The sequence below is a fragment of the Actinokineospora auranticolor genome (assembly GCF_002934265.1).
GTDB classification, from domain to species: domain Bacteria; phylum Actinomycetota; class Actinomycetes; order Mycobacteriales; family Pseudonocardiaceae; genus Actinokineospora; species Actinokineospora auranticolor.
In genome coordinates, this window is the sequence record NZ_PTIX01000018.1 from 84,110 (window position 1) to 104,642 (window position 20,533).

Genomic DNA, 20,533 nt, shown 5'->3' on the forward strand with positions numbered 1-20,533 from the left:
ATCCGCCAACCGGACGTGCTGACCAGCGCGGAATTAACGTTCTAGCGGTCTTCCGTCCAAGACTCCGTGGAGGGTTTCACCTGTTGGGAGCGATGTTCGCACCCGGGGGTCAGTTGTGTATCAATTCCATTTACCGTAGCCCAGCGAGTTGTTTGGCGGACCGATTTTCGCTGGTTTTGCTATTCATCGCCGGTCATCGCCCGCCTGAGGGAGTGCCGCTGTCGGTGGTTGGGGTTAGCGTGTCCGCGTCTGTTCGACCACCAAAATATTCTCTTGGAGGAACACATGGTCACCCGCGACACCGCCTGGGAGCCCGGCACCCCCTGCTGGGTCGACCTGGGCACCGACGTGGCCAAGGCCAAGGTCTTCTACTCCGCCCTCTTCGGCTGGCAGATCGAGGAGGGTGACCCCCAGTTCGGCGGCTACGCCAACTGCTTCGTCGACGGCCGCCCGGTCGCGGGTCTCGGCCCGCTGCAGGAGGGCCAGGAGACCGGCTGGGTCACCTACCTGTCCACCACCGACCTCGACGCCACCCTCGAGAAGGTCACGGCGGCGGGCGGCAAGGTGTTCGTGCCGCCCATGGAGATCGGCGAGATGGGCGCCATGGCCATCGCCGCCGACAGCACCTGCGCGACCTTCGGCCTCTGGCGCTCCGGGATCCACACCGGCATGCGGCTGGCCAACGAGGTCGGCGCCGTCACCTGGAACGAGCACCTGAGCACCGACTACGACAAGGCCAAGCAGTTCTACGCCGACGTCCTCGGCTACTCCTACCAGGAGGTGGGCGACGACGGCTTCAACTACGCCACCATCGTCACCACCAACCCGGAGTGGCCTGTCGGCGGCATCGGCGGCAACACGGACAAGTCCGGGTGGACGACCTACTTCCAGGTCTCCGACGCCGACGCGGCCGTCGCCAAGGTCCAGGAACTGGGCGGCAAGCTGGTGTCCGGCCCGACGGACAGCCCGCACGGCCGCAACGCCGTCGTCACCGACGACCAGGGCGCCGAGTTCGTGGTCATCGCCGTCCCGTCCCAGCAGTAGCCCTCGACCCGCCGCCGCAGGCGGGCTCGGCCACCCGCCGACCCGCCCGCGGCGCGGTCACCCGACCCCGACTACCCGACCGTGCTTCCACCCGCTCAGTGGGCGTTCGCGCGCACCAGCCAAGCCACCACCGCGACACCTGTCGCGGACGGACGCGGCCACCCGCTGACTCGCGCCCGACGCGTCCCCGCGCCTCGTGCTCCTACCGCTTCTCGGCACTTGCCCTCACCGGCCAGCACCACCAGGCCCGCCACGGCAACACCCGTCGCGGATGGACGCGGCCACCGCTGAGTCGCGCTCGGCGCGGACACCCACCTCCAACCACCTGGTCGAGCTTCCCGTCCACGCACCGGGCTTTGCGCGATGCTCGCCCGGTCACCGAGTTCGCCGCCTTGGCGGGTCCGTGGCACGAGTCGCGGGCAGACTCTCGGCCATCCCGCCGACCGCCCGCGCTTCCACTCACCCACCGGGCTCGCCTTCAGTGGCTGGCTCATCGCCAGGCCTGCCGCCGCGATACCCATGGCAGACGGATGTGACCACTCCCTGAGTCGCGCTCCGCGCGGTCCCTCATCTCCAACCACCCGGTCGGGCTTCTCGTCCACGCACCGGGCTTTGCGCGATGCTCGCCAAGTCACCGAGTTCGCCGCCTCGGTGGGTTCGTGGCACCAGCCGCAGGCGGACTCAGCCAACCGTCCGACCGCTCGCAGGCGCGGTCCGCCGCCTGCCGCGCGTCCGGCAATCCCGCTGCCGCTCCACCGGCGACCAAGGTGCCGAGTCCCACCACCGCGCGACCATCCCGGCCAGCGGGTTCGGCTGGCCCACCGAGCCATCCGTGGCGCGGTCCGCCCCTGTTCGCGCCGCGTCGACCCACTCCCCCCGTCACCGCATGGCGCCACCGGCCAGTCAGCCACCGGTCCCGCGCGACAGCCCGGCCATCCGCCGCGACGGCCTCAGCCGCGTTTCCACCACCGCTTGCGCTTCGGTGCCTCGATCTCGCCGCGCTCGACCAGCCAGGTCTCGAACGCCGCCGCGTCCTCCCGGAACCGGCTCCCCGTCACGCGCGGGTTGCCCGCCGCGTACGCCGCGAACAGCTCCGCGTACCGGTCGCCCACTTCCTCCGCCACCCCCGGCGCGAGCTGGGCCACGATCCGCCGCCGCTTCGCCAGGAGCGCGGCGGCCTCCACCCGAACCGCCGCCGCGTCGAACCCGTCCGGTACCGGCCCCCCGGCCAGCACCGCCCGCAGCAGTTCGGCTTGGGCGGCGGCCAACTCCGCGCGGCTCACCGCTCCACCACCGCGCGGATGGCGGCCAGTTCCGCCGCCAGCGCCTCGTCCGACGGGTAGTGGTCGTCCCGTTCCAGCAGCACCCCCGGTGGCCGCACCCGCGAGCACAGTTCCCCCAACAGTTCCAGCACCCCGGCGGGCACCGGGTGCGCGTGCGTGTCGTGGTAGACGCCGTCTTTCTCCAGGCCCCCGGCCACGTGCACGTACGCGATCCGCTCCAGCGGGAGGCCGTCCAGCGTCGCCAGCGGGTCGTCGCCCAGGTTGCGGGCGTTGGCCCACATGTTGGCGACGTCGATCAGCAGCGCGCAGTCGGTGCGCTCCACCAGTTCCGTGAGGAACTGCGCCTCGGTCAGGTCGGCGTCCGGCCACCGCAGGAGGGCCGCGATGTTCTCCAGGGCCAGCGGGACCGGCAGCACGGACTGCGCTGCCCGCACGTTCTCCACCAGCACGTCCAGTGCTTCCCGCGTGCGCGGCACCGGCATCAGGTGCCCCGAGTCGAGGCCGCCCGCGCGCACGAAGCAGATGTGGTCGCTCACCAGCGGCGCCCCGGTCAACTCGGCCACCGCCGCCAGGTGCTCGACCCGGTCCATCTCGACCGGGTCGGCACCGCCCAGCGAGAGGGAGACGGCATGGGGGAGCACCGGCAGCCCGCGCCCACGCAACACGAGCAACGACTCCGGTAGTTCGTCGTGGTGCAGGTTCTCCGCCACGACCTCCACGAAGTCCACCCCCGGCATCCGCTCGACGGTCAGGTCGATCTCCGACCGCCAGCCGATGCCCACCCCTAGTCGCTCACCCATGCCGTCATCCTCCCCCTTGGGCGCCTTGCCCCTGGCGCCCCGGGTACCGCGATCAGCCGCCGCCACCCCCGCAGCCGCCGCCACCGCCGCACCCACCCCCGCCGCAGCTCGACGACCCGCCCGAGCACGAGGACCCGCTCCCGCAGGAGGAGCCCGACGAGCCGGACGACCCCGAACCGCCGCTCCACGCGCTGGCCTGGGCCATCTGCAGCGCGCGGTCCTGTTCCAACGCGGCCACCACCGCGGCGTCCGGGTAGCTGGTGATCCCCCCGATGGCCACCAGACCCGCCACCCCGCCGAAGGCCGCGAACTCGGTCAACGCCGTGTGCTCGGACGGTCGCGGAGCGCGCCGGTGCGCCCGCTTCGCCTCGCCCACGACCCGGTCCCCGGCGTAGGTGCGGGCCGGGACCGGCCAGCGCCACACCAGGACCGCCAGCGCGGCCGTGCCCAGCAGGCACAGCGTCAGCCAGCCGACGGGGAAGCCCTGCGCCACCCCGGTGACCCACCGCGCCACACCCACCGCCAACAGCACCAGCAGCGGTGCCGAGGACAACCGCGCCTTCCGCCGCCGGTCACCGACCAGCAACCCCTTGCCGACGAGCCCGTCCGCGATCGTGGTGACCACGGACAACCGCTCGACCCGGTCGATGATCCGGCCGACGGAACGCGCGCGGTCGTTGCTGGTCTCCGCCAGCACCGCCGCGTCCAGGCCGGACGGGCCCGGGACGGCCCCCTCAACCGCCCGCACCCGCCCTTCCCGGCTCGACCGCAACTTCCCCTGGTCCAACAACCTGGCCACGGACAGCTCGACAACGCGCCGCGCGCCCCCGACCAGGTACGCCAGCTCCTCGACGTCGAGCGGTCGACCCACCCCGTCCCGGTGCCGCGCCGCACCGGACCGGGCCAAGATCCGCACGGCCCCCGCGATCAGGATCGCGAACGCCGCGCCGACCAGGTACACCCGCAGGAACTCAGGTCCCGACAATCCCCAAGGCTGCTCCATCCCCGCCCCCTCCCCGAGGGACCGCCGGTCCTCGTCCGGCTGGTGCCGGTCGCGGCCGCTTTCCCTCCTGTGCCACCGGTTTTCGTGCTCCCGGTGTGCGCACAATGCTGGGGTGGTGTGACCGCGCGCACAAGGTGGCTTAGGGAGGATTTAGGGCGTTGCGGTGCTGGATTTAGGCTTCTTGACCTGGGCTTGAGGTCTCCGGCACGAGGGTGAGGGAGATCGAGTTGATGCAGTACCGCTGATCGGTCGGCGTCGGGTAGCCCTCGCCCTCGAACACGTGCCCCAGGTGGCTGTGGCAGCTCGCGCAGAGCACCTCGGTGCGGACCATGCCGTGCGTGCGGTCCTCGCGCAGCACGACGCTCTCGCCCGCCAGGGGCGAGTAGAACGACGGCCACCCGCAGTGCGAGTCGAACTTCGTCTCGCTGCGGAACAGCTCCGCGCCGCAGGCCCGGCACCGGTACACGCCGACGGTCTTGGTCTCGGTGTACTCGCCGGTCCACGCGGGTTCGGTGCCCGCCTCGCGCAGCACCGCGTACTCGCGCGGGTCCAGCTGCGCGCGCCACTCCTGCTCGGGCTTGACCACCCGCGGCGTCGCCCCGACGACCGGTTCCATAGCCACTTGGTCCTACTCTCCTCGCTGCCGCTCTCAGCCGAACACGGCGCCGACGATGAACACCAGGGCGTCCCACGCGGCGACCAACACACCCAACAAGATGAGTGTGGCCACTATGCCCGCGGTGAGCCGGTGGTGGCCGCCGAGCCGGTTGGCCGAGTCGGCGAACTCGTTCACCTGGCCCAGGTAGCCCTCGACGGTGTAGTTCGGGTGCACCCGCTCCATCCGGTCCAGGTGATCGGCGAACGCCTTGGCCTCCGGGTCGGCGGGGTCCAGTCCGACGAGGTCGTCGGCGAAGCGGCCCGGGGGGCCGGTGGGGCGGTCGGGCTCATCCGGGTGTTCCGATGAGCCCCCGACCGTTCCAGTCACGCCCATGCCCACACGGTAACCCGCAGGGCCGGCGTTGCGTACTACCGTCCGCCGAGCGGACGCTCTTCCGGGGTATCCCCGGCGTCGCCCTTGAGGTGCACGACCGAGGTGAAGCCCCACTCCTCCAGCCGACCCAGCTGAGCACCGAACTTGCCCCTGCGGCGGATCGGGGACACCGCCCGGTCGCCGCCCGCGCGCAGCTCCCGCGCGGCGCCGGTGACCGTGGTCAACGGCACATCGGCCTCGTACAGCACCGCGACGCGCGCACCGGCCGCGACGCCGCCGAGGATGTCGATGATGCGCTCGAAGCCGATGGAGAACCCGCAGGCGGGCACGTCGCGGCCCAGGGAGCGGCCGATGAGCTTGTCGTAGCGGCCGCCGCCCGCGATGGAGCCGCTGCTCGCCGGGTGGACGATCTCGAAGATCTGCCCGGTGTAGTAGCCCATGCCGCGCACCAGGGTCGGGTCGAATTCCCAGGTCAGGCCGTCGAGGGCGGCCAGCGCGGACGCGGTGGCGGTGAGGTCGGCGACGAACTCCTCCGGCGCGTTCGGCACGGCCGCCACGAGCCGCTTCTCCAGCGTCGCCGGGTCGCCGCCCTGGAGACTGGTGATGCTCTCCTGCAACCGGTCGATCGCGGCCCCGCCGAGCCCCCGGCCGGGCAGCTCGGCGCGCACGCCGTCCCAGCCGATCTTGTCGAGCTTGTCGAGGGTGATGAACAGCCCGCCCCAGGCCGCCTCGGGCAGACCGGCGGCCGCGGCCAGCGCGGAGAGGAACCGGCGGTCGGAGACGCGCACGGTGGCGCCGTCGAGGCCGGTGGCGGCCAGCGCCTCGGTGGTCGCCTCGATCAGCTCGACCTCGGCGAGCACGCTCTCCTCGCCCAGCATGTCGATGTCGCACTGGTAGAACTGGCGGTAGCGGCCCTTCTGCGGCCGCTCGGCCCGCCACACCGGACCGATCTGGAACGAGCGGAACGGCTGCGGCAGGGTGGCCTGGTTGTTGCCGTAGAAGCGGGTCAGCGGGACCGTGAGGTCGTAGCGCAGGCCCAGGTCGACCAGGTCGGTGAGGGTAATGTCGGCGGCGACGGTCTCGTCGAGGCCGCGGCGCAGCACCCGGTAGATCAGCTTCTCGTTCTCCCCGCCCTGACCGCCGGTCAGCCGCTCGATGTTCTCCAGCGCCGGGGTCTCGATGCGCTGGTAGCCGTAGCGGTGGTAGACGCCGGTGATCTTCGCCAGGACGTGGTCGCGCACGGCCACGGTCGCGGGCAGCAGGTCACGGGTGCCCCGGGCGGGGCTGTTGTCCATCTTCACCGGTGGGCTTCCTCTTATCGGGGGGATATCGGCACGTCAACGCTACCGAGGACCGCACGCGGGTTTCCCGGCGGCCGTAGGCTGGCGGCCATGGCACCGGCTGTGGAGATCGAGGTCGACGGCCGGGTGGTGCGGGTGTCCAATCCGGACAAGCCGTACTTCCCGGCGCTGGGCGTGGTCAAGCGCCAGGTAGTGGAGTACTTCCTGGCCGTGGGTCCGGGCATCCTGGGCGCGCTGCGCGACCGCCCGACCACGCTGGAGCGCTGGCCGGGCGGGGTGTTCGAGGGCGCGAAGCTGTCCACCCGCGGCGACCACACCGGCGACGCGTTCTACCAGAAGCGGATCCCCAAGGGCGCCCCCGACTACGTGGAGACCGCGCGCATCACGTTCCCCAGCGGCAGGCCCGCGGATGAGGTCTGCCCGACGGAACTGGCCGTGGTGGCCTGGGCCGCGAACCTGGGCACCCTGACGTTCCACCCCTGGCCGGTGACCCGCGCGGCCGTCGACCACCCGGACCAGTTGCGCGTCGACCTGGACCCGCAGCCCGGCACCGACTTCGCCGACGCGGTCCCGGTGGCCTACGAGACCCGCGAGTTCCTGCGCTCCCTGGGCATGGACGCCTTCCCGAAGACCTCCGGCGGTCGGGGCGTGCACCTGTACGTGCCGATCGAGCCGCGTTGGACGTTCGTCGAGGCCCGCCGCGCGCTGATCGCCCTGGCCCGGGAGATGGAGCGCAGGCTGCCCGACCAGGTGACGGTGAGCTGGTGGAAGGAGGAGCGCGGCGAACGGGTCTTCGTCGACTTCAACCAGATGGCCCGCGACCGCACCATCGCGTCGGCCTACTCGGTGCGCCCCACCGCGCGGGCGCAGGTCTCGGCGCCGCTGACCTGGGCGGAACTGGCGGACGCGCGGCCGGAGGACTTCACCGTGCTGACCATGCCCGCCCGCTTCGCCGAGGTGGGCGACCTGCACGCCCCCATCCGCGACGCCGCGTACTCGCTGGAACCGCTGCTGGAACTGGTCGAGCGCCACGAGCGGGACCTGGGTCTCGGCGACCTGCCGTACCCGCCGGAGTACCCGAAGATGGCGGGCGAACCCAAGCGCGTCCAACCGTCCAAGGCGCGCGACGACTAGCGGGTCGCCAGGTAGGTGCCCAGTGCGGTCAGGGTGGGGCCGTCGGTGAGCTCGCCGCGGGCGACCAGCGCCGGGAAGTCGGCCAGCGGGACCCACTCGACGCGGTGGGCCTCGGTGGGGTCGGGCGCGCCGTCGAGCACCGCGCCGGTCGCGGTGAAGAGGTGGAACCGCGCGGTGCTGATGCCGTTCATCGGCTGGTAGGCAACCAAAGGCTCGATCCTCCCGACCCGGTGGCCGGTCTCCTCGTGGACCTCCCGGACCGCCGCCGCGGCCGGGTCCTCACCCTCGTCGACCCAGCCCGCCGGGATCTCCCAGCCCCACCGGTCGCCGATGAACCTGTGGCGCCACAGCAGCAGCACCCGCCCGGCGTCCACGACCACCGCCCCCGCCGACTCGCGCGGGAACCGCAGCACGTGGTGCTCGAACGGTGCCCTGCCCGGGATCTCGACCTCGTCCAAGTCGACGTTGACCCACGGCGACGCGTAGACGCGACGCGTGCCGTGCACGGTCCACTGTGTGGCCCCCATGTGATCGACACTACCGACATTCCACAGTGTCCGGGTCGCGGACCGTGACCGGTGGCGCGCGGGCAGAACACCTTACGGGGGAATGCGGGGGCCCGCACCGAAGTTGCTCCATCCGGTTGACCGGCGGGCCGGGAACTGGTTCGGATCAGCGGCATCCGTCGGTGGACGACCTACACTCCGAGTACGGCACCGGCCACCAGGAAGGGGAACTCCATGACGGACAGCTACGTCGTTCGCTATGTCGGCGGTCCCCTGGACGGCCGGGTCGACACCCTGGCCACGGTCCCCGGCGACCCGCGGTCGACCGTCACCCACGTGCACCTGCACGGCGGCCCCAAGATCGTGCACCACTACGACCTGCACTACGCGCTCGAGTACGGCTGCGAGTACCGCCTCCGCGAGATCTGACCGGTCCACTCGCGACGGTCGGCTAGTGCGCGGGCACGCCGCCGATGATGAGCACGCACAGCTCGCAGCGCGGCCCGTCGGGCGCCCCGCCCGCCAGGTCCGGGGGCGCCGCGTGCGTGCACGACGCGCGGTAGTGCTGGTGCGCGAGACGGCTGCCCGCGACCATGGGGAACGCGTGCAGAACGCCGTCGTAGCAGCTCCGCCACCACAAGTACCGGACGCTCATCACCGCAGAAAGTAGGTCGCCTCGCCCGATTCGGCACGTTGGGCCGCCCGAACAGGTGACTGTCGTACCCACCGGGCACACTGTGCCGCTGTCAGGGCAGCAAGATCGAAAGGGCGGGCACCCATGGCCAAGTCGCTAACCCCGGAGGACATCGACCGGTTGCGCGCCGCGCTGGCGGACAACAAGCCCACCCCGGTCTGGTTCACCGAGGCGGCGGTCGGCGTGGCCACCGGGCAGCAGGCCAAGGTCATCGCCTTCGACGAGCCCGCGGAGGGCGATTTCATCCAGGTCCGACCCAACGGTTCCCGGGACGTCCTGCAGTTCTCCCCGGCGGAGCTGACGGCGGTGAAGCCGCCCGCCAAGCCCGCCACCCCCAGGCCCCGCCCCCGCCCGACCGTCCCCGAGCCCGTGGACTCGCCCGAAGAGGTGGTCCAGGGCATCGAACCCGGCAGCCCCACTCCCACCACCCGCCAACCCAAGCCCCGCAAGCAGCAACCGACGGAGATCACCGTCACCCTCCACGCCACCCCCGAGGGCGAGTGGTCGGTGGACGTCCTGGTCGGCAAGAAGCGCACGGTCCGCTGGGAACCGGTCACGGCGGGGGACATCGCCAAGGCCGCCAAACACCTACCCCCGGCCGTCGGGGAGGCCATCGAAGGCGCCCTGACCACCGCCCGAGAACGAGGCCTCCAGCGGGTCGAGGAGTTGAAGGCCCAACTGGAAGCCGCCCAACGAGCCCTCCGTGACCTCGGCTAGACCCCGTCGGGCTGTCCTGGGCCACCGCTCACCAGCACAACACACCTACACCAACACGCTCGCACTCTCACGCCGCGTTTGGCGCTCCCAACCACACGCCTTCGGCCCCCACGACCACCACTTCCGACCCCACCCCGCTCATCGCGCACCTTGACCGAACACCTCTCGCGCTGCTCCGTGCCTTCACTCATCGGCACAACGCTCTTGCGCTCCACGCCCGCTGCTCTCACACGCCCGCCGCTCTCACACGCCCGCCCTGCCGCCCACCCACAGCGCACAGCGCTTTTCCCACCACCCAACCGCCACTTCGATCCCACACCGCCCGCCAGCGCAACGCGCCTCCACCAACCTTGATCAGGTGGACTCGCTTGGTGTGGGGCAGAAGGATGGTCGTAAACTCGCTCCGGTGAGTGGGGCTTCCCTTCAGCCCCACCCGCGGTCCCACTAGACCACCCTTCTTAGGGGTCCCCGCGCCAAGCGAGTTCACCTGATCAAGGCCCCCACGCAATTCGCGAAGAGCCAGAGCACGAACGACCTCAGCGATCTTCGACGCCCGGCGAGTTCACCAGATCAAGGCCCCACGCAACTCGCGAAGAGCCGAGCCACAACCCCGCGGCAGCCCGACTCACGGAGGGCAGACGGTCCCGTCCCGAGGAACCTTCCCCTCCACCAAGAACCCCGAAGCCGCCTCCGTAGCGCACGTCGAGAACCCGAGCGCCCCATGCCCAGCCCCCTGCCACGTCACCAGCGACGCCGTGGCCAACTGCTGCGCCGCCCGCTCCGTCCCCGACAACGGCGTGACCGGATCCACCGACGTCCCCAGCACCACCATCGGCGGCGCCCCCGATGCGCTCGGCGCCGCCACCGGCCGCGACGGCACCGGCCACGGGCTGCACACCGCCAGCCACTCCGCCGTCAACGCCCCGAACAGCGGGAACCGCCGGTTCCAGTCCGCCGAGGCCCCCGTCATCGCCTGCGTCGACAGCCGCGACTTCGTGTCGTTGCACCGGGTCACCAGTCCGGCGTCGAACACCGCGGGCACCCGTTCCTTCCCCAGGACCGCAGGCGACACCAACGCCACCAACCCGTCCGGCGACCCCCCACGCGCAGCCGCCAGCGCCGCCGAGAGCGCGGGCCAGGAAGCGCGATCGGACAGACCGACCTGCACCGCCCGCAACACCACCCCCGGACTCAGCTCCAACTCCTCATCCGAGGACACCAGCGGATCCGACGCCGCCCGGTTCAGCACATCGGTCAGCGCCTGCCGCGCCTGCGACCCCAGCTCGCACCCGCGTTGCGCGCAGTCGTCCGCGAACGCCCCGAACGCCTTGTCCGACGCCTCCGCCACCCCCTCCAGCGCCACCACGGCGTCCTGGTTCGGATCCGGCAGCCCGTCGAGCACCATCCGGCCGACGCGGTCGGGGAAGCGCTCCGCGTACACGGTCAGCACCCGCGAGCCCTCGCCGTGCCCGATCGCGTGCAGCTTGTCCACGCCGAGCGCGGCGCGCACCGACTCGGCGTCGCCCGCCGTGCGCCACGTGTCCAGCGACGGCAGGCGGGTCTCCAGCGTGATCGAGCACTGCTGCCCGGCCGTGCGCGCCTGGTCGACCAGGCCCTCGACGTCCAGTGCCCGGGGGTCCGCGTCGACGATCGCCGCCCGCACCTCCTCCGGCACGCACGACACCGGGTCGGACCGCCCGGTCCCGCGCCGGTCGAGGCCGATCAGGGAGAACCTGGTCAGCAGCTCCTTCGGCAGCGTCCGCGCGAGCCGCGCCGCGTACCGGCTGCCGGGGAGGCCGTCGACGTCGTTGAGCACCAGGACCGGGATCGGTCCGCTGCCCGCGCGCAGCACGGCCATGCGGACGGTGCCGCGGCCCGGCGCGTACGGGGAGTCGAGGACGCCGTTCACCCGGCCGCAGCTCAGCGGCACGTCCGGTGTCGGGGTGAGCCCGGGGATGGCCTCCGGCGGGCACGGCGTCCAGTTGATCGACGCGGCCTTCGGCTCGGTCAGCGGCGGCAGCGGCGCCGGTCCCGTGCTGCTCGGCGTCCCCGCCCCGCCACCGGTGTCGCCGTCGTTGACCACGATGCCCGGCCGGTTCGACGGGCCCGCGGTGCACGCGGCGAGCAGTACCAGCGGCAGCAGCGCGACACCGCGACCGACCTTCACGCCTGCGTGTCCTCCCGTCGAGCTGTCCTACCGGGACCCAACCTTGCCACGCGCAGGGTGAGGCGCGGGTGAGCGGGCAATTCATAGGATGTCTCCGCGTTCGCTGCCGTAGTGTGCTCGCCGTGGCCGTGGTGCGCATCGATTCCGGGAGATCCCGTCTGCCCAGGTGGTCCGCGGTGCTCGCGGGCGCGCCCGCGAGGGTCGGCGCGGTCCCGCCGACGGTGCAGGTCCTCATCGCCATCGTCAGCGTCCAAGTGGGCGCGGCCGTCGCCAAGCAGCTGTTCACCGCCGCGGGCGCCGCGGGCGCGGTCACCCTGCGGCTCGGCCTCGCCGCCGTGGTGTTCGTGCTGCTGTGGCGGCCGTCGCTCAAGCTCAACCGGCACGCGCTGCCGGTGATCCTCGGCTACGGCGCCGTGCTCGGCACCATGAACCTCTGCTTCTACCTGGCCATCGAGCGCATCCCGCTGGGCATCGCCGTCACCGTCGAGTTCCTCGGCCCGCTGGCCGTGGCGCTGGTCGGCTCCCGCCGCTGGCTCGACGGCCTGTGGGCGCTGCTGGCCGCGGCGGGCGTGGTCCTGCTGTCGCAGACCGGCGGTGACGCCGACCTGGTCGGCCTGCTGTTCGCCCTGGCCGCGGGCGCCTGCTGGGCCTTCTACATCCTGCTCGGCGCCGCCCTCGGCAGCCGCACCACCGACGGCTCCGGCCTGGCGCTGGCCTCGGTCGTGGCCGCCGCGCTGGTGGTCCCGTTCGGCGTCGCCGACGCGGGCACCACGCTGCTGGAGCCGTCGGTGCTGGTCGCGGGCCTCGGTGTGGCCCTGATGTCCTCGGTGGTCCCGTACTCGCTGGAGCTCAAGGCGCTGCGCAGCCTGCCGCCCCGGGTCTTCGGCGTCCTGATGAGCCTCGAACCGGCCGTCGCCGCCCTCGCGGGCCTGGTGGTGCTGGGCGAGGCGCTGCGCCCCACCCAGTGGGTCGCCATCTGCTGCGTGGTCGCCGCCTCGGCGGGCGCGACCCGCTACGGCCGCCCCAAGCCGGAGTAGGTCAGCCGATCGTCCAGCGCTGGTTCGGGTTGCGGTACTGGCTGCACTCGCCGGTGAAGGCGGCCTTGTCCGCGGGCGAGCTGTCCAGGCACCGGCCCGACCAGGCGTTGCGGATGACGACCTCCTCGCCGTCCGGGACCGCCAGGTAGTCGATCCGCCAGTCCTGCAACGCCGCGCCCACGCACGCCTGCGTGTGCACGGGGGCGTTCACCTCGCCGGTCAGGCAGTTGCCGTTCGCCTCACCTACGACCTCGACGCTGCCACCGGTCTTGGGCCGCAGCGTCCATTGTTGGTTCTGCGCCTCCCCGCACCCGGCCACGTGCACGGAGTTGTCGCGCGTCGCGTGGTCCAGGCAGAGCCCCGTGTCGGCCTTGCTCACGAGGTGGACCGGTCCGGGGCCCGCCGCGGCGGCGGGGGTGGCGAGCAGGAGAGCGGCTGCGGCGGTGAGAACGTAGCGGTGCACGGGCGTCGGCCTTCCGGTTGGGTGTCCACAGGTGACGCCCGTGATCTATCGGACTCGCGGCACCGTCTCAACGCGACACCCGAGCCAACCGCCCGACCGGGGGACCAGGGTCATCCGGCCGCGTCGTCGCGCGCTTTCACCTCACCGCGCAGCACCGCCGCCAGGTCGTAGTTGGCGGGCTCCTCCAACTGCTCGTAGTTGCACGACGCGGGCTCGCGGTCCGGCCGCCACCGCTGGAACTGCGCGGTGTGCCGGAACCGGCTCGGGTAGCCGCCCTCGGTGTGCTCGTACGCCACCTCGACGACCCGCTCCAGCCGCAGCGGCACCCACGGCTGCTCCGTCGTGCGCCAGCGGCTGACCGCGCCGGGCACCCGCGCCCCGTCGGACTGCGCGCCGCTGACCCACGGGTGGTTCGCGCCGCCGTTGACCATCAGCTCCGCCAGGTCGGTCGCCAGCTCGCGGCGGGTCGCGACCGGGAACGCGCCGACGACCCCGACGTGGTTCAGGTCGCCGGACCGGTCGTACAACCCCAGCATCAACGACCCGACGGACTCACCCGGCGAACTCCCCTTGTGCCACCGCAACCCGGCGACCACGCAGTCGGCCGTCCGCGAGTGCTTGAACTTCAGCATCGTCCGCTTGTTCGGCGTGTACGGCCCGCGCGACGGCTTGCCGATCACCCCGTCCAGCCCCGCGCCCTCGAAGATGGTGAACCACTGCCGCGCCAGCTCCGGGTCGTCCGTCGCGGGTGTCAGGTGCACGCGGTCGGTGAAGGTGAGCGCGCTCTCCAGCAGCCGCCGCCGGTCGCGCGCGCCGACGTCGAGGTAGCTGTCGTCGTCCAGCGCCAGCAGGTCGAACGCGATGAACCGTGACGGCGTCTGCTCGGCGAGCATGCTCACCCGGCTCGCGGCCGGGTGGATGCGCTCGGCCAGCGCGTCGAAGTCCAACCGCCCGTTCCGGTCGACCACCAGCTCACCGTCGATGACCACGCGGTCGGGCAACGCCGCTTCCAGCGCCGTCACCAACTCGGGGAAGTACCGGTTGAGCGGTTTGCCCGAACGCGACTGGAGCGTCAGCTCGCGGCCGTCGCGGAAGACCAGGCAGCGGAAACCGTCCCACTTGGGTTCGAACACCAGTCCGGCGTCGTCCGGGATGGACGGTGCGGGTTTGGCGAGCATCGGTTGGACCGGTGGGGTCAGCGGAAGGGCCACGCGCCCCATACTGCCTTGTCAGCGGGCGGACCGCCGGTGTTCGCGCGTTACGGGCGGCAGGCGCGCCGGTAGCGGAGCATGAGGAACCCGTTGTCGGTCAGCACCGACGCCAAGTCCAGACCAACCGGCACCGAGGTCGGCGCGCCCGTCGCGATCCGGCCCGCGCCACCGCCCGCGAGCACGGGGGAGACCGTCAGGCACATCTGGTCGACCAGGTCCGCCTCGACCAACGCCCCCAGCAGCCGGGGGCCGCCCTCGCACGTCACCCGCCGCAGCCCGCGCTCGGCCAGCGCGGCCAACGCGAACCGCAGGTCGACGGTCTCCGCGCCCGCCACGATCACGTCCGCCCCCGCCGACGCGAGCGCCGCGCGCCGGTCGGCGGGCGCCGACGCGGTGGTGACGACGATCGGCGGCACGGTCGTGTCGGTGACGATCGGCGCGTCCGGGGCCACCGAGCCGCGCGCGGTGACGACCGCGATCGGTGGCAGCGGGCTCAGCCCCAGCCGCGCCCGCCGCTCCCGGCGGACCTCGGTCCGCTTGACCCCCCGGTACCCCTCCGCCGACGCCGTGCCCCAGCCCACCAGCACCACGTCGGCCAGGTCGCGGCCCAGGGAGAACACCTTCTTGTCGGCCGGGCTGGACAGCCCCGCCGACAGCCCGTCCACCGCGACCGCCCCGTCGACGCTGCTGACGAAGTTGGTCTGCACCCAGGCCCGGTCCAGGTCGGGCGGGTAGTCGTAGAGCCGCTCCAACTCGGTGTCGTCCACCACAGCCGCGTGGGCCGCGGCGGGCTGACCTGGGGAAACCGGTGATAACGGATAAAGCCTCTGCACGGCACCATCAGAGCACGCCACTACGCTGCCCGGCATGTCCGCCCGTCTCGTCGACCGCGCGCCCGTGGTCGGGCCCGAGGAACTCGTCGCCGAACTGGTCCCGCCGCCGCGCTTCGACGCGGTCCGGTTCGACACGTACCTGCCCAACCCCGACGAACCCAGCCAGGCCGCCGCCGTGCGCGACTGCGCGGCCTTCGCCACCCGGGTCGGGTCCCGCGACGGCGGCGGGTCGCTGTTGCGGCGCGTGTTCAAGGCCGCGAAGGCCGAGGGCAGACCGGGCCTCTACCTCGACGGCGGTTTCGGCGTCGGCAAGACCCACCTGCTCGCGTCGCTGTGGCACGCGGTGCCGGGGACCAAGTCGTACGGCACGTTCGTCGAGCTGACCAACCTGGTCGGCGCGCTGGGCTTCCGCGAGGCCGTCGCCCGGCTCGGCGAGCACCGGCTGCTCGCCATCGACGAGTTCGAGCTCGACGACCCGGGCGACACCATGCTGGTCACCCGGCTGCTGACCGAGCTGACCGACGCGGGCGTCGTGGTCGCGGCGACCTCCAACACGCTGCCGGACAAGCTGGGCGAGGGCCGCTTCGCCGCGGACGACTTCCTGCGCGAGATCCAGGCCCTGTCGTCCCGGTTCACCGTGGTCCGCGTCGACGGGCCGGACTACCGGCACCGCGGCCTGCCGGACGCGCCCCCGCCGACCGACGACGCGGGGCTCGCGGCGAGCGCGGCGGGCATCCCGGGGTCCACTGTGGACGATTTCGACGGGCTGTGCGCGCACCTGGCGACCCTGCACCCGTCCCGCTACGGCAAGCTCGTCGACGGCGTGGCCGCGGTGCACCTCCGGGGCGTACGACCACTGTCCGCACAGGATGTGGCACTGCGCGTGGTCGCCTTCGCCGACCGCCTCTACGACCGCGCCATCCCGGTGGTGGTCTCCGGCGACCCGGTCTCCGCCCTCTTCACCGAGGAAATGCTGCGCGGCGGCTACCGCAAGAAGTACCTCCGCGCCGTCAGCCGCCTGGTCGCCCTGTCCCGCGACGCCGCGAAGCTCGGCTAGGAGCGCCTGCGGCCGGGCTTGGCGTCGGGGGTGCGGTGCTCGTCGATCAACGCCCAGACCGACACACCGGTACCCGACTCGGGTTCGCTGCGCTGTCGGGTTCGCGGTTGCGGGTCTGTCTTGTCCGACTGTGCTGCGCTGAGGAGTTCCTGGCGTATCTGGTCGTAGATGGGTGTGTCGGTCACCGCCATCCTTTCCGTTCGCGCGGAGGCCCTGCCAGGTTACGCACGGTACGCCTGTTCACGTGTGAGGCGGCGCGCCGGGTGTGTCCCGGGGAGCAGGTCGAGCAGCGCCGCGACGGTGATCACCCCGCCGGTCGCCCAGAAGAATGACCCCACGGAATCGGTGAGGTAGTGGTACCGCAGACCCACGATCGCGCTCACCGCCACGGCCGTCAGGACGACCGTGACCGCCCCGCACACGACCGTCTGCTTGAGCCGTTCCCCGGCGGGCGCGTTGGCGACTACCACCAGCGTCAACACAACCAGGATCGAGACGAGCGTCGTCGTGTGCCCGCTCGGGTAGGCCAGGTAACCGTCGTGCGTCCGTCCGACCACCGGCTTGAGCACCCACGAGTTCACCCCCGCGGTCACCACCGGCCCCAACACGCACAGTGACGCCACCCGGTAACGACGCCTCCAAAGAGCGATGATCGCCATGACCACAATCACAGTGATCATGGCAGGCGGCCGCGACGCGTTGGACAGCGGTTCGGCCACCCCGGGCAGCGCGGAGAACACCCAGTCGGCCACCCGGAACGCGGCCCGGTCGAGCGGCCCGGCGGTCCGCTCGTTGGCCACGTCCCGCCCGATCGCCGCCACGACGCCGAACGACACGGCCGCCACCCCCACCGCCGGGATGATCAAAGCCTTGGGCAACAGTCGGTTCGGCTCCACGGGAATCACTATGCCGGGTCGGTTGTGTACGAGCATGACCGGTTACGTGAGGGTCCGGTGCAGATCACCCAACCCCTCACCCGACTTCTTCATCCAACGTCGACCGAACACCCCCGCAACTCCCGCAGGAGCTGTGGCGCCCGAACCCACCGCAGGCAAGGATCGTCCAACCCCACGGTCACGTCCCCCGCGACAACCGGCTTGCCCGCCCCGGGCACATACCGCTCCCCCTGCACCCCTGCGATGTCATGCCGCCTAACGCGGACCAAAACGTGCCCCCGCCAAAAAGCCGGACAAAGCCTCGTGGCCAACTCCGCACACCGGCGGCTCGGCCGCCGCCATGCCCTCGGGCCAGCCGTCCCAGTCCTGGCGGTGGTCGAGCAGCAACCACAGCACCCCGTCGGCGGACTGATCGGCCGCCTTCCCGCACACCTGGCAAAGAAGTCGTCGCATGGCCCGCCGCTGCCGCAGCGGGTGAACCTGCCCGAAGAGCGGCCACCCCACACCCGGCCGCGACGCCATCCGCTGCCGCACCACGCCGGGCGTCGCCGGAAAGCGGTCGCGCCCACCCGCCCCGGTCCGCCACCATGCGCGGGTGGGTCATCTTGATGCCAGTGGGCTCTCCTGCACGCTCCCCGACGGGCGCGTGCTCTTCCGCGACGCCGGTCTCAAGGTCGGCGCGGGCCAGGTCGTCGCTGTCGTGGGCGAGAACGGGGCCGGGAAGACGACCCTGCTGCGGATCATCTCCGGCGACCTGACCTCCCCCGACGGCGGCGTCTCCGTCAAGGGCGGTCTCGCCGTGATGCCCCAGTTCGTCGGCTCCGTCCGCGACGACCGCTCGGTCCGCGACCTCCTCCTCTCCGTCGCCCCCCAGCCGCTCCGCCGGGCGGCGGCCGAGCTGGACCGGCTCGAGCTCGCCCTCATGGACACCGACGACGAGGACACCCAGCTCCGCTACGCCGCCGCCCTGGTCGACTACGACGAGGCGGGCGGCTACACCACCGAGGTCACCTGGGACACCGTCACCACCGCGGCCCTCGGCGTCGGCTACGACAAGGCCCGCTTCCGCGAGGTCCGCACCCTCTCCGGCGGCGAGCAGAAGCGCCTCGTCCTGGAGGCCCTGCTCCGCGGCCGCGAACAGGTCCTGCTCCTCGACGAGCCCGACAACTACCTCGACGTCCCCGGCAAGCGCTGGCTGGAGGAGCGGCTCGCCGAGACCGCGAAGGCCGTGCTGCTCATCAGCCACGACCGCGAACTCCTCAACGCCGTCGCCACCCACGTCGTCACCGTCGAGGCCGGGACCGCGTGGACGCACGCGGGCGGCTTCGCCACCTGGCACGACGCGCGCGAGGCCCGCTGGGACCGCATCGCCGAGCAGCAGCGCCGGTGGGACGAGGAGCACGCCAAACTCAAGGAGCTGGTCCGCTCCCTGCAACGCGCCGCCACCATGAGCGACGTCATGGCGGGCCGCTACCGCGCCGCCCAGACCCGGCTGCGCAAGTTCGAGGAGGCGGGCCCGCCGCCGGTCCCGCCCAAACCGCAACGCGTCAAGCCGCGCCTGCGCGGTGGTCGCACCGGCATCCGCGCGATCACGTGCGAGAACCTCGAACTCACCGGCCTCATGAAGCCCTTCGACACCGAGGTCTTCTTCGGCGACCGCCTGGCCGTCCTGGGGTCCAACGGCTCCGGCAAGAGCCACTTCCTGCGCCTGCTGTCCGATCAGGACAGCGTCGCCCACACCGGCGTCTGCCGCCTCGGCGCGCGCGTCGTCCCGGGCCTGTTCGCCCAGACGCACCAGCACCCCGAGTGGCACGGCAAGACCCTCGCCACCATCCTCTGGCACGGCGACGACACCCGCGCGGGCCTCGACCGGGGTTCCGCCGCCGCGACCCTCAGCCGATACGGCCTGGCCGCGTCCGGCGACCAGCTCTTCGAAACCCTGTCCGGCGGCCAACAGGCCAGGTTCCAGATCCTCCTCCTCGAACTCTCCGGCGCCACACTCCTCCTGCTCGACGAACCGACGGACAACCTCGACCTCCACTCCGCCGAAGCCCTCCAAGACGCCCTCGAGGCCTACGAGGGCACAGTCGTGGCGGTAACCCACGACCGCTGGTTCGCCCGCACCTTCAACCGCTACCTCATCTTCCGCACCGACGGCACCGTCGCCGAGTCCCCGACGCCCGTCTGGGACGAAGCCCGGGTCCAACGATCTCGCTGACTCGCGCGGGCTTTCGGCTCAAGCTCCACCCGCGCACGCCACGGGGGTCGGCCTGTACCGGGCTGGCTGGTTCGCCCGCACCGTCAACCGCTACCTCATCTTCGGCACCGTCGCCGAGTCCTCGACGCCCAGTGGGATGAGGCCCGAGTCCAGCGGCCCCACGGGAGCTTCTTGGCTCAAGCCCCACCCGCGCACGCCACAGGAGCCAGCCTGCACCGGACCGACTGGTTCGCCCGATTCCCGACCACCGGGTTCCGACGAACCAGCCGACCACCCGCGCGCACCACTCACCGAGCCCATGGACAGTGCCGCCGCTGTCCCGTGAACCCGTTGCCCGTGATGCCGTTGCCCGTGATGCCGTTGCCGTGAACCCGTTGGTGCCGAAACCGATCCGACTCAGCCCGGTTTCCACGTTACCGACGGCGGCCGACAAAACCCGGGGCTCTTCAGTTGCCTGTGGACAACTCGGCGGGATGTGGACTACCGGCGGCGGAGCAGGAATCCGTGCTCCGTCAGGCTCTCCAGGGTGAACTTCTCCACCATCCGGTGGTCCGGCCGCTCCTCCTTGGCCACGTGCTCGATGTCGAACGCGCCGCCGAAGTAGGCCTCGATCTGGTCCGGGCCGACCGAGAACGGCGGCGAGGGCAGCGCGGGCCGGTACTCCAGCGTGTTGATGAAGTACCGCGTGCCCGGGGCCGCCAACTCCGTCATGGCCGCCACGTACCGCGGGCGCATCTCCTCCGGGAACGCGATCAGCGCCGCCCGGTCGTACACCAGGTCGAACTCGCCCACCTCGGCCGGGGACAGCGCGAACACGTCACGGTTCAGGATGGTCAGGTTGTCCTTGCGGTACACGCCTTCGGGGTCCTCCACAAGAGTGACCCCGTTGTCCGCCATGAACTCCTCGATGGCCTGCGGGACCAGCTCCACACCGACCACCGACACCGCCTGCGCGGCGAAGAACAGCATGTCCGCCGTCTTGCCGCACAGCGGGACCAGCACGCGGGCGCCCGCCAGCAGGCCGCGCTCCGCGAGCATCCTGGCGTGGGGGTGGACCACCGGGAGGTGGAAGCTGGTCTTGGTGCCGCCCTCGTGCCAGGAATCTATCCAGAATTGGGTTTCCACGCGGGGATTCTGGCAGGACCTGGTTCACCCTAAAGGCTGGATTTTCGGGGACG

Annotated in this window: 22 protein-coding genes; 7 read left to right on the forward strand and 15 right to left on the reverse strand. The window is 71.9% G+C overall.

Going from position 1 to position 20,533, the window contains the following annotated elements; all coding sequences use genetic code 11:
* Positions 1–285 precede the first annotated feature (285 nt).
* On the forward strand, positions 286–1,044 hold the full coding sequence (locus CLV40_RS26755) for a VOC family protein (protein ID WP_104481759.1): 759 nt from the start codon (positions 286–288) through the stop codon (positions 1,042–1,044).
* A gap of 950 nt (positions 1,045–1,994) precedes the next feature.
* Here the strand turns inward: CLV40_RS26755 and CLV40_RS26760 are convergent.
* The 6 genes from CLV40_RS26760 to hisS all read right to left on the reverse strand — a co-directional run bounded on the left by CLV40_RS26760 (position 1,995) and on the right by hisS (position 6,416).
* Entirely contained in the window at positions 1,995–2,327 is a 333-nt protein-coding gene (locus tag CLV40_RS26760; protein WP_104481760.1) for an SCO6045 C-terminal-like domain-containing protein, read from the reverse strand.
* Positions 2,324–3,127, reverse strand: a complete 804-nt coding sequence (locus tag CLV40_RS26765; protein ID WP_104481817.1) for an MbnB/TglH/ChrH family RiPP precursor modification enzyme — start codon at positions 3,125–3,127, stop codon at positions 2,324–2,326. The genes CLV40_RS26760 and CLV40_RS26765 overlap by 4 nt, the downstream gene beginning before the upstream one ends.
* A 52-nt stretch (positions 3,128–3,179) precedes the next feature.
* Positions 3,180–4,112 carry a TIGR04222 domain-containing membrane protein gene (locus CLV40_RS26770; RefSeq protein ID WP_181043755.1) on the reverse strand — a complete coding sequence of 311 codons (933 nt, stop codon included), beginning with the start codon at positions 4,110–4,112 and terminating at the stop codon, positions 3,180–3,182.
* A 190-nt stretch (positions 4,113–4,302) separates the two neighbouring features.
* Positions 4,303–4,746, reverse strand: a complete 444-nt coding sequence (gene msrB / locus CLV40_RS26775) for a peptide-methionine (R)-S-oxide reductase MsrB (protein ID WP_104481762.1) — start codon at positions 4,744–4,746, stop codon at positions 4,303–4,305.
* Positions 4,747–4,779: 33 nt separating this feature from the next.
* The gene (locus tag CLV40_RS26780) at positions 4,780–5,121 is read right to left on the reverse strand and encodes a hypothetical protein (RefSeq protein ID WP_104481818.1); all 342 of its coding nucleotides are present in this window, start codon (positions 5,119–5,121) and stop codon (positions 4,780–4,782) included.
* Between the two features lie 35 nt (positions 5,122–5,156).
* Complete coding sequence (hisS, locus tag CLV40_RS26785; RefSeq protein ID WP_245931593.1) at positions 5,157–6,416, reverse strand: histidine--tRNA ligase; 1,260 nt, start codon at positions 6,414–6,416, stop codon at positions 5,157–5,159.
* Between the two features lie 96 nt (positions 6,417–6,512).
* Here hisS and CLV40_RS26790 point away from each other — a divergent pair, with 96 nt between their 5' ends.
* Positions 6,513–7,556 carry a DNA polymerase domain-containing protein gene (locus CLV40_RS26790; protein WP_104481764.1) on the forward strand — a complete coding sequence of 348 codons (1,044 nt, stop codon included), beginning with the start codon at positions 6,513–6,515 and terminating at the stop codon, positions 7,554–7,556.
* On the opposite strand, the gene CLV40_RS26795 is transcribed toward CLV40_RS26790, so the two are convergent.
* Positions 7,553–8,083 carry an NUDIX hydrolase gene (locus CLV40_RS26795; RefSeq protein ID WP_104481765.1) on the reverse strand — a complete coding sequence of 177 codons (531 nt, stop codon included), beginning with the start codon at positions 8,081–8,083 and terminating at the stop codon, positions 7,553–7,555. The two genes, CLV40_RS26790 and CLV40_RS26795, sit on opposite strands and share 4 nt — an antisense overlap.
* Before the next feature lie 213 nt (positions 8,084–8,296).
* Here CLV40_RS26795 and CLV40_RS26800 point away from each other — a divergent pair, with 213 nt between their 5' ends.
* Positions 8,297–8,491 (forward strand): hypothetical protein, encoded by a 195-nt coding sequence (locus CLV40_RS26800; RefSeq protein ID WP_104481766.1) that lies wholly within the window; start codon positions 8,297–8,299, stop codon positions 8,489–8,491.
* A 22-nt stretch (positions 8,492–8,513) separates the two neighbouring features.
* Here the strand turns inward: CLV40_RS26800 and CLV40_RS26805 are convergent, their stop codons facing one another.
* A complete protein-coding gene (locus CLV40_RS26805; RefSeq protein WP_146108258.1) occupies positions 8,514–8,717 on the reverse strand; it encodes a hypothetical protein in 204 nt (67 codons plus the stop codon).
* Between the two features lie 123 nt (positions 8,718–8,840).
* Here CLV40_RS26805 and CLV40_RS26810 point away from each other — a divergent pair, with 123 nt between their 5' ends.
* Complete coding sequence (locus CLV40_RS26810) at positions 8,841–9,473, forward strand: DUF6319 family protein (protein WP_104481768.1); 633 nt, start codon at positions 8,841–8,843, stop codon at positions 9,471–9,473.
* A 625-nt stretch (positions 9,474–10,098) separates the two neighbouring features.
* Here the strand turns inward: CLV40_RS26810 and CLV40_RS26815 are convergent.
* A complete protein-coding gene (locus CLV40_RS26815) occupies positions 10,099–11,640 on the reverse strand; it encodes an alpha/beta hydrolase (protein ID WP_104481769.1) in 1,542 nt (513 codons plus the stop codon).
* Between the two features lie 122 nt (positions 11,641–11,762).
* Between CLV40_RS26815 and CLV40_RS26820 the strand changes: the two genes are divergently transcribed.
* Positions 11,763–12,677: an EamA family transporter gene (locus tag CLV40_RS26820; protein ID WP_104481819.1), complete on the forward strand. Its 915-nt coding sequence runs from the start codon at positions 11,763–11,765 to the stop codon at positions 12,675–12,677.
* 1 nt (position 12,678) lies between these two features.
* Here the strand turns inward: CLV40_RS26820 and CLV40_RS26825 are convergent, their stop codons facing one another.
* The 3 genes from CLV40_RS26825 to CLV40_RS26835 all read right to left on the reverse strand — a co-directional run bounded on the left by CLV40_RS26825 (position 12,679) and on the right by CLV40_RS26835 (position 15,121).
* Complete coding sequence (locus CLV40_RS26825) at positions 12,679–13,140, reverse strand: RICIN domain-containing protein (protein ID WP_181043756.1); 462 nt, start codon at positions 13,138–13,140, stop codon at positions 12,679–12,681.
* 110 nt (positions 13,141–13,250) lie between these two features.
* Complete coding sequence (locus CLV40_RS26830; protein ID WP_181043757.1) at positions 13,251–14,360, reverse strand: ATP-dependent DNA ligase; 1,110 nt, start codon at positions 14,358–14,360, stop codon at positions 13,251–13,253.
* A gap of 38 nt (positions 14,361–14,398) precedes the next feature.
* Positions 14,399–15,121 carry a pyrimidine reductase family protein gene (locus CLV40_RS26835; protein WP_245931594.1) on the reverse strand — a complete coding sequence of 241 codons (723 nt, stop codon included), beginning with the start codon at positions 15,119–15,121 and terminating at the stop codon, positions 14,399–14,401.
* A gap of 97 nt (positions 15,122–15,218) precedes the next feature.
* Between CLV40_RS26835 and zapE the strand changes: the two genes are divergently transcribed.
* Positions 15,219–16,241 carry a cell division protein ZapE gene (gene zapE / locus CLV40_RS26840; protein WP_104481772.1) on the forward strand — a complete coding sequence of 341 codons (1,023 nt, stop codon included), beginning with the start codon at positions 15,219–15,221 and terminating at the stop codon, positions 16,239–16,241.
* On the opposite strand, the gene CLV40_RS26845 is transcribed toward zapE, so the two are convergent.
* A complete protein-coding gene (locus tag CLV40_RS26845; RefSeq protein WP_146108259.1) occupies positions 16,238–16,426 on the reverse strand; it encodes a hypothetical protein in 189 nt (62 codons plus the stop codon). The genes zapE and CLV40_RS26845 overlap by 4 nt on opposite strands.
* Positions 16,427–16,462: 36 nt before the next feature.
* Positions 16,463–17,137, reverse strand: coding sequence for a phosphatase PAP2 family protein (locus CLV40_RS26850; RefSeq protein WP_104481774.1), 675 nt, complete (start codon positions 17,135–17,137; stop codon positions 16,463–16,465).
* 595 nt (positions 17,138–17,732) lie between these two features.
* Between CLV40_RS26850 and CLV40_RS26860 the strand changes: the two genes are divergently transcribed.
* The gene (locus CLV40_RS26860; protein ID WP_104481776.1) at positions 17,733–19,355 is read left to right on the forward strand and encodes an ABC-F family ATP-binding cassette domain-containing protein; all 1,623 of its coding nucleotides are present in this window, start codon (positions 17,733–17,735) and stop codon (positions 19,353–19,355) included.
* Positions 19,356–19,835: 480 nt separating this feature from the next.
* Here the strand turns inward: CLV40_RS26860 and CLV40_RS26865 are convergent, their stop codons facing one another.
* The gene (locus tag CLV40_RS26865) at positions 19,836–20,480 is read right to left on the reverse strand and encodes a class I SAM-dependent methyltransferase (RefSeq protein ID WP_104481777.1); all 645 of its coding nucleotides are present in this window, start codon (positions 20,478–20,480) and stop codon (positions 19,836–19,838) included.
* Positions 20,481–20,533: the final 53 nt, after the last annotated feature.

Excerpts from the sequence above, each read along its gene's own strand:
- CLV40_RS26755 (WP_104481759.1), top strand. The coding sequence starts at position 286 with ATGGTCACCCGCGACACCGCCTGGGAGCCCGGCACCCCCTGCTGGGTC.
- CLV40_RS26765 (WP_104481817.1), bottom strand. The coding sequence starts at position 3,127 with ATGGGTGAGCGACTAGGGGTGGGCATCGGCTGGCGGTCGGAGATCGAC.
- msrB (WP_104481762.1), bottom strand. The coding sequence starts at position 4,746 with ATGGAACCGGTCGTCGGGGCGACGCCGCGGGTGGTCAAGCCCGAGCAG.
- CLV40_RS26780 (WP_104481818.1), bottom strand. The coding sequence starts at position 5,121 with ATGGGCGTGACTGGAACGGTCGGGGGCTCATCGGAACACCCGGATGAG.
- hisS (WP_245931593.1), bottom strand. The coding sequence starts at position 6,416 with ATGGACAACAGCCCCGCCCGGGGCACCCGTGACCTGCTGCCCGCGACC.
- CLV40_RS26790 (WP_104481764.1), top strand. The coding sequence starts at position 6,513 with ATGGCACCGGCTGTGGAGATCGAGGTCGACGGCCGGGTGGTGCGGGTG.
- CLV40_RS26795 (WP_104481765.1), bottom strand. The coding sequence starts at position 8,083 with ATGGGGGCCACACAGTGGACCGTGCACGGCACGCGTCGCGTCTACGCG.
- CLV40_RS26800 (WP_104481766.1), top strand. The coding sequence starts at position 8,297 with ATGACGGACAGCTACGTCGTTCGCTATGTCGGCGGTCCCCTGGACGGC.
- CLV40_RS26805 (WP_146108258.1), bottom strand. The coding sequence starts at position 8,717 with ATGAGCGTCCGGTACTTGTGGTGGCGGAGCTGCTACGACGGCGTTCTG.
- CLV40_RS26810 (WP_104481768.1), top strand. The coding sequence starts at position 8,841 with ATGGCCAAGTCGCTAACCCCGGAGGACATCGACCGGTTGCGCGCCGCG.
- CLV40_RS26830 (WP_181043757.1), bottom strand. The coding sequence starts at position 14,360 with ATGGGGCGCGTGGCCCTTCCGCTGACCCCACCGGTCCAACCGATGCTC.
- zapE (WP_104481772.1), top strand. The coding sequence starts at position 15,219 with ATGTCCGCCCGTCTCGTCGACCGCGCGCCCGTGGTCGGGCCCGAGGAA.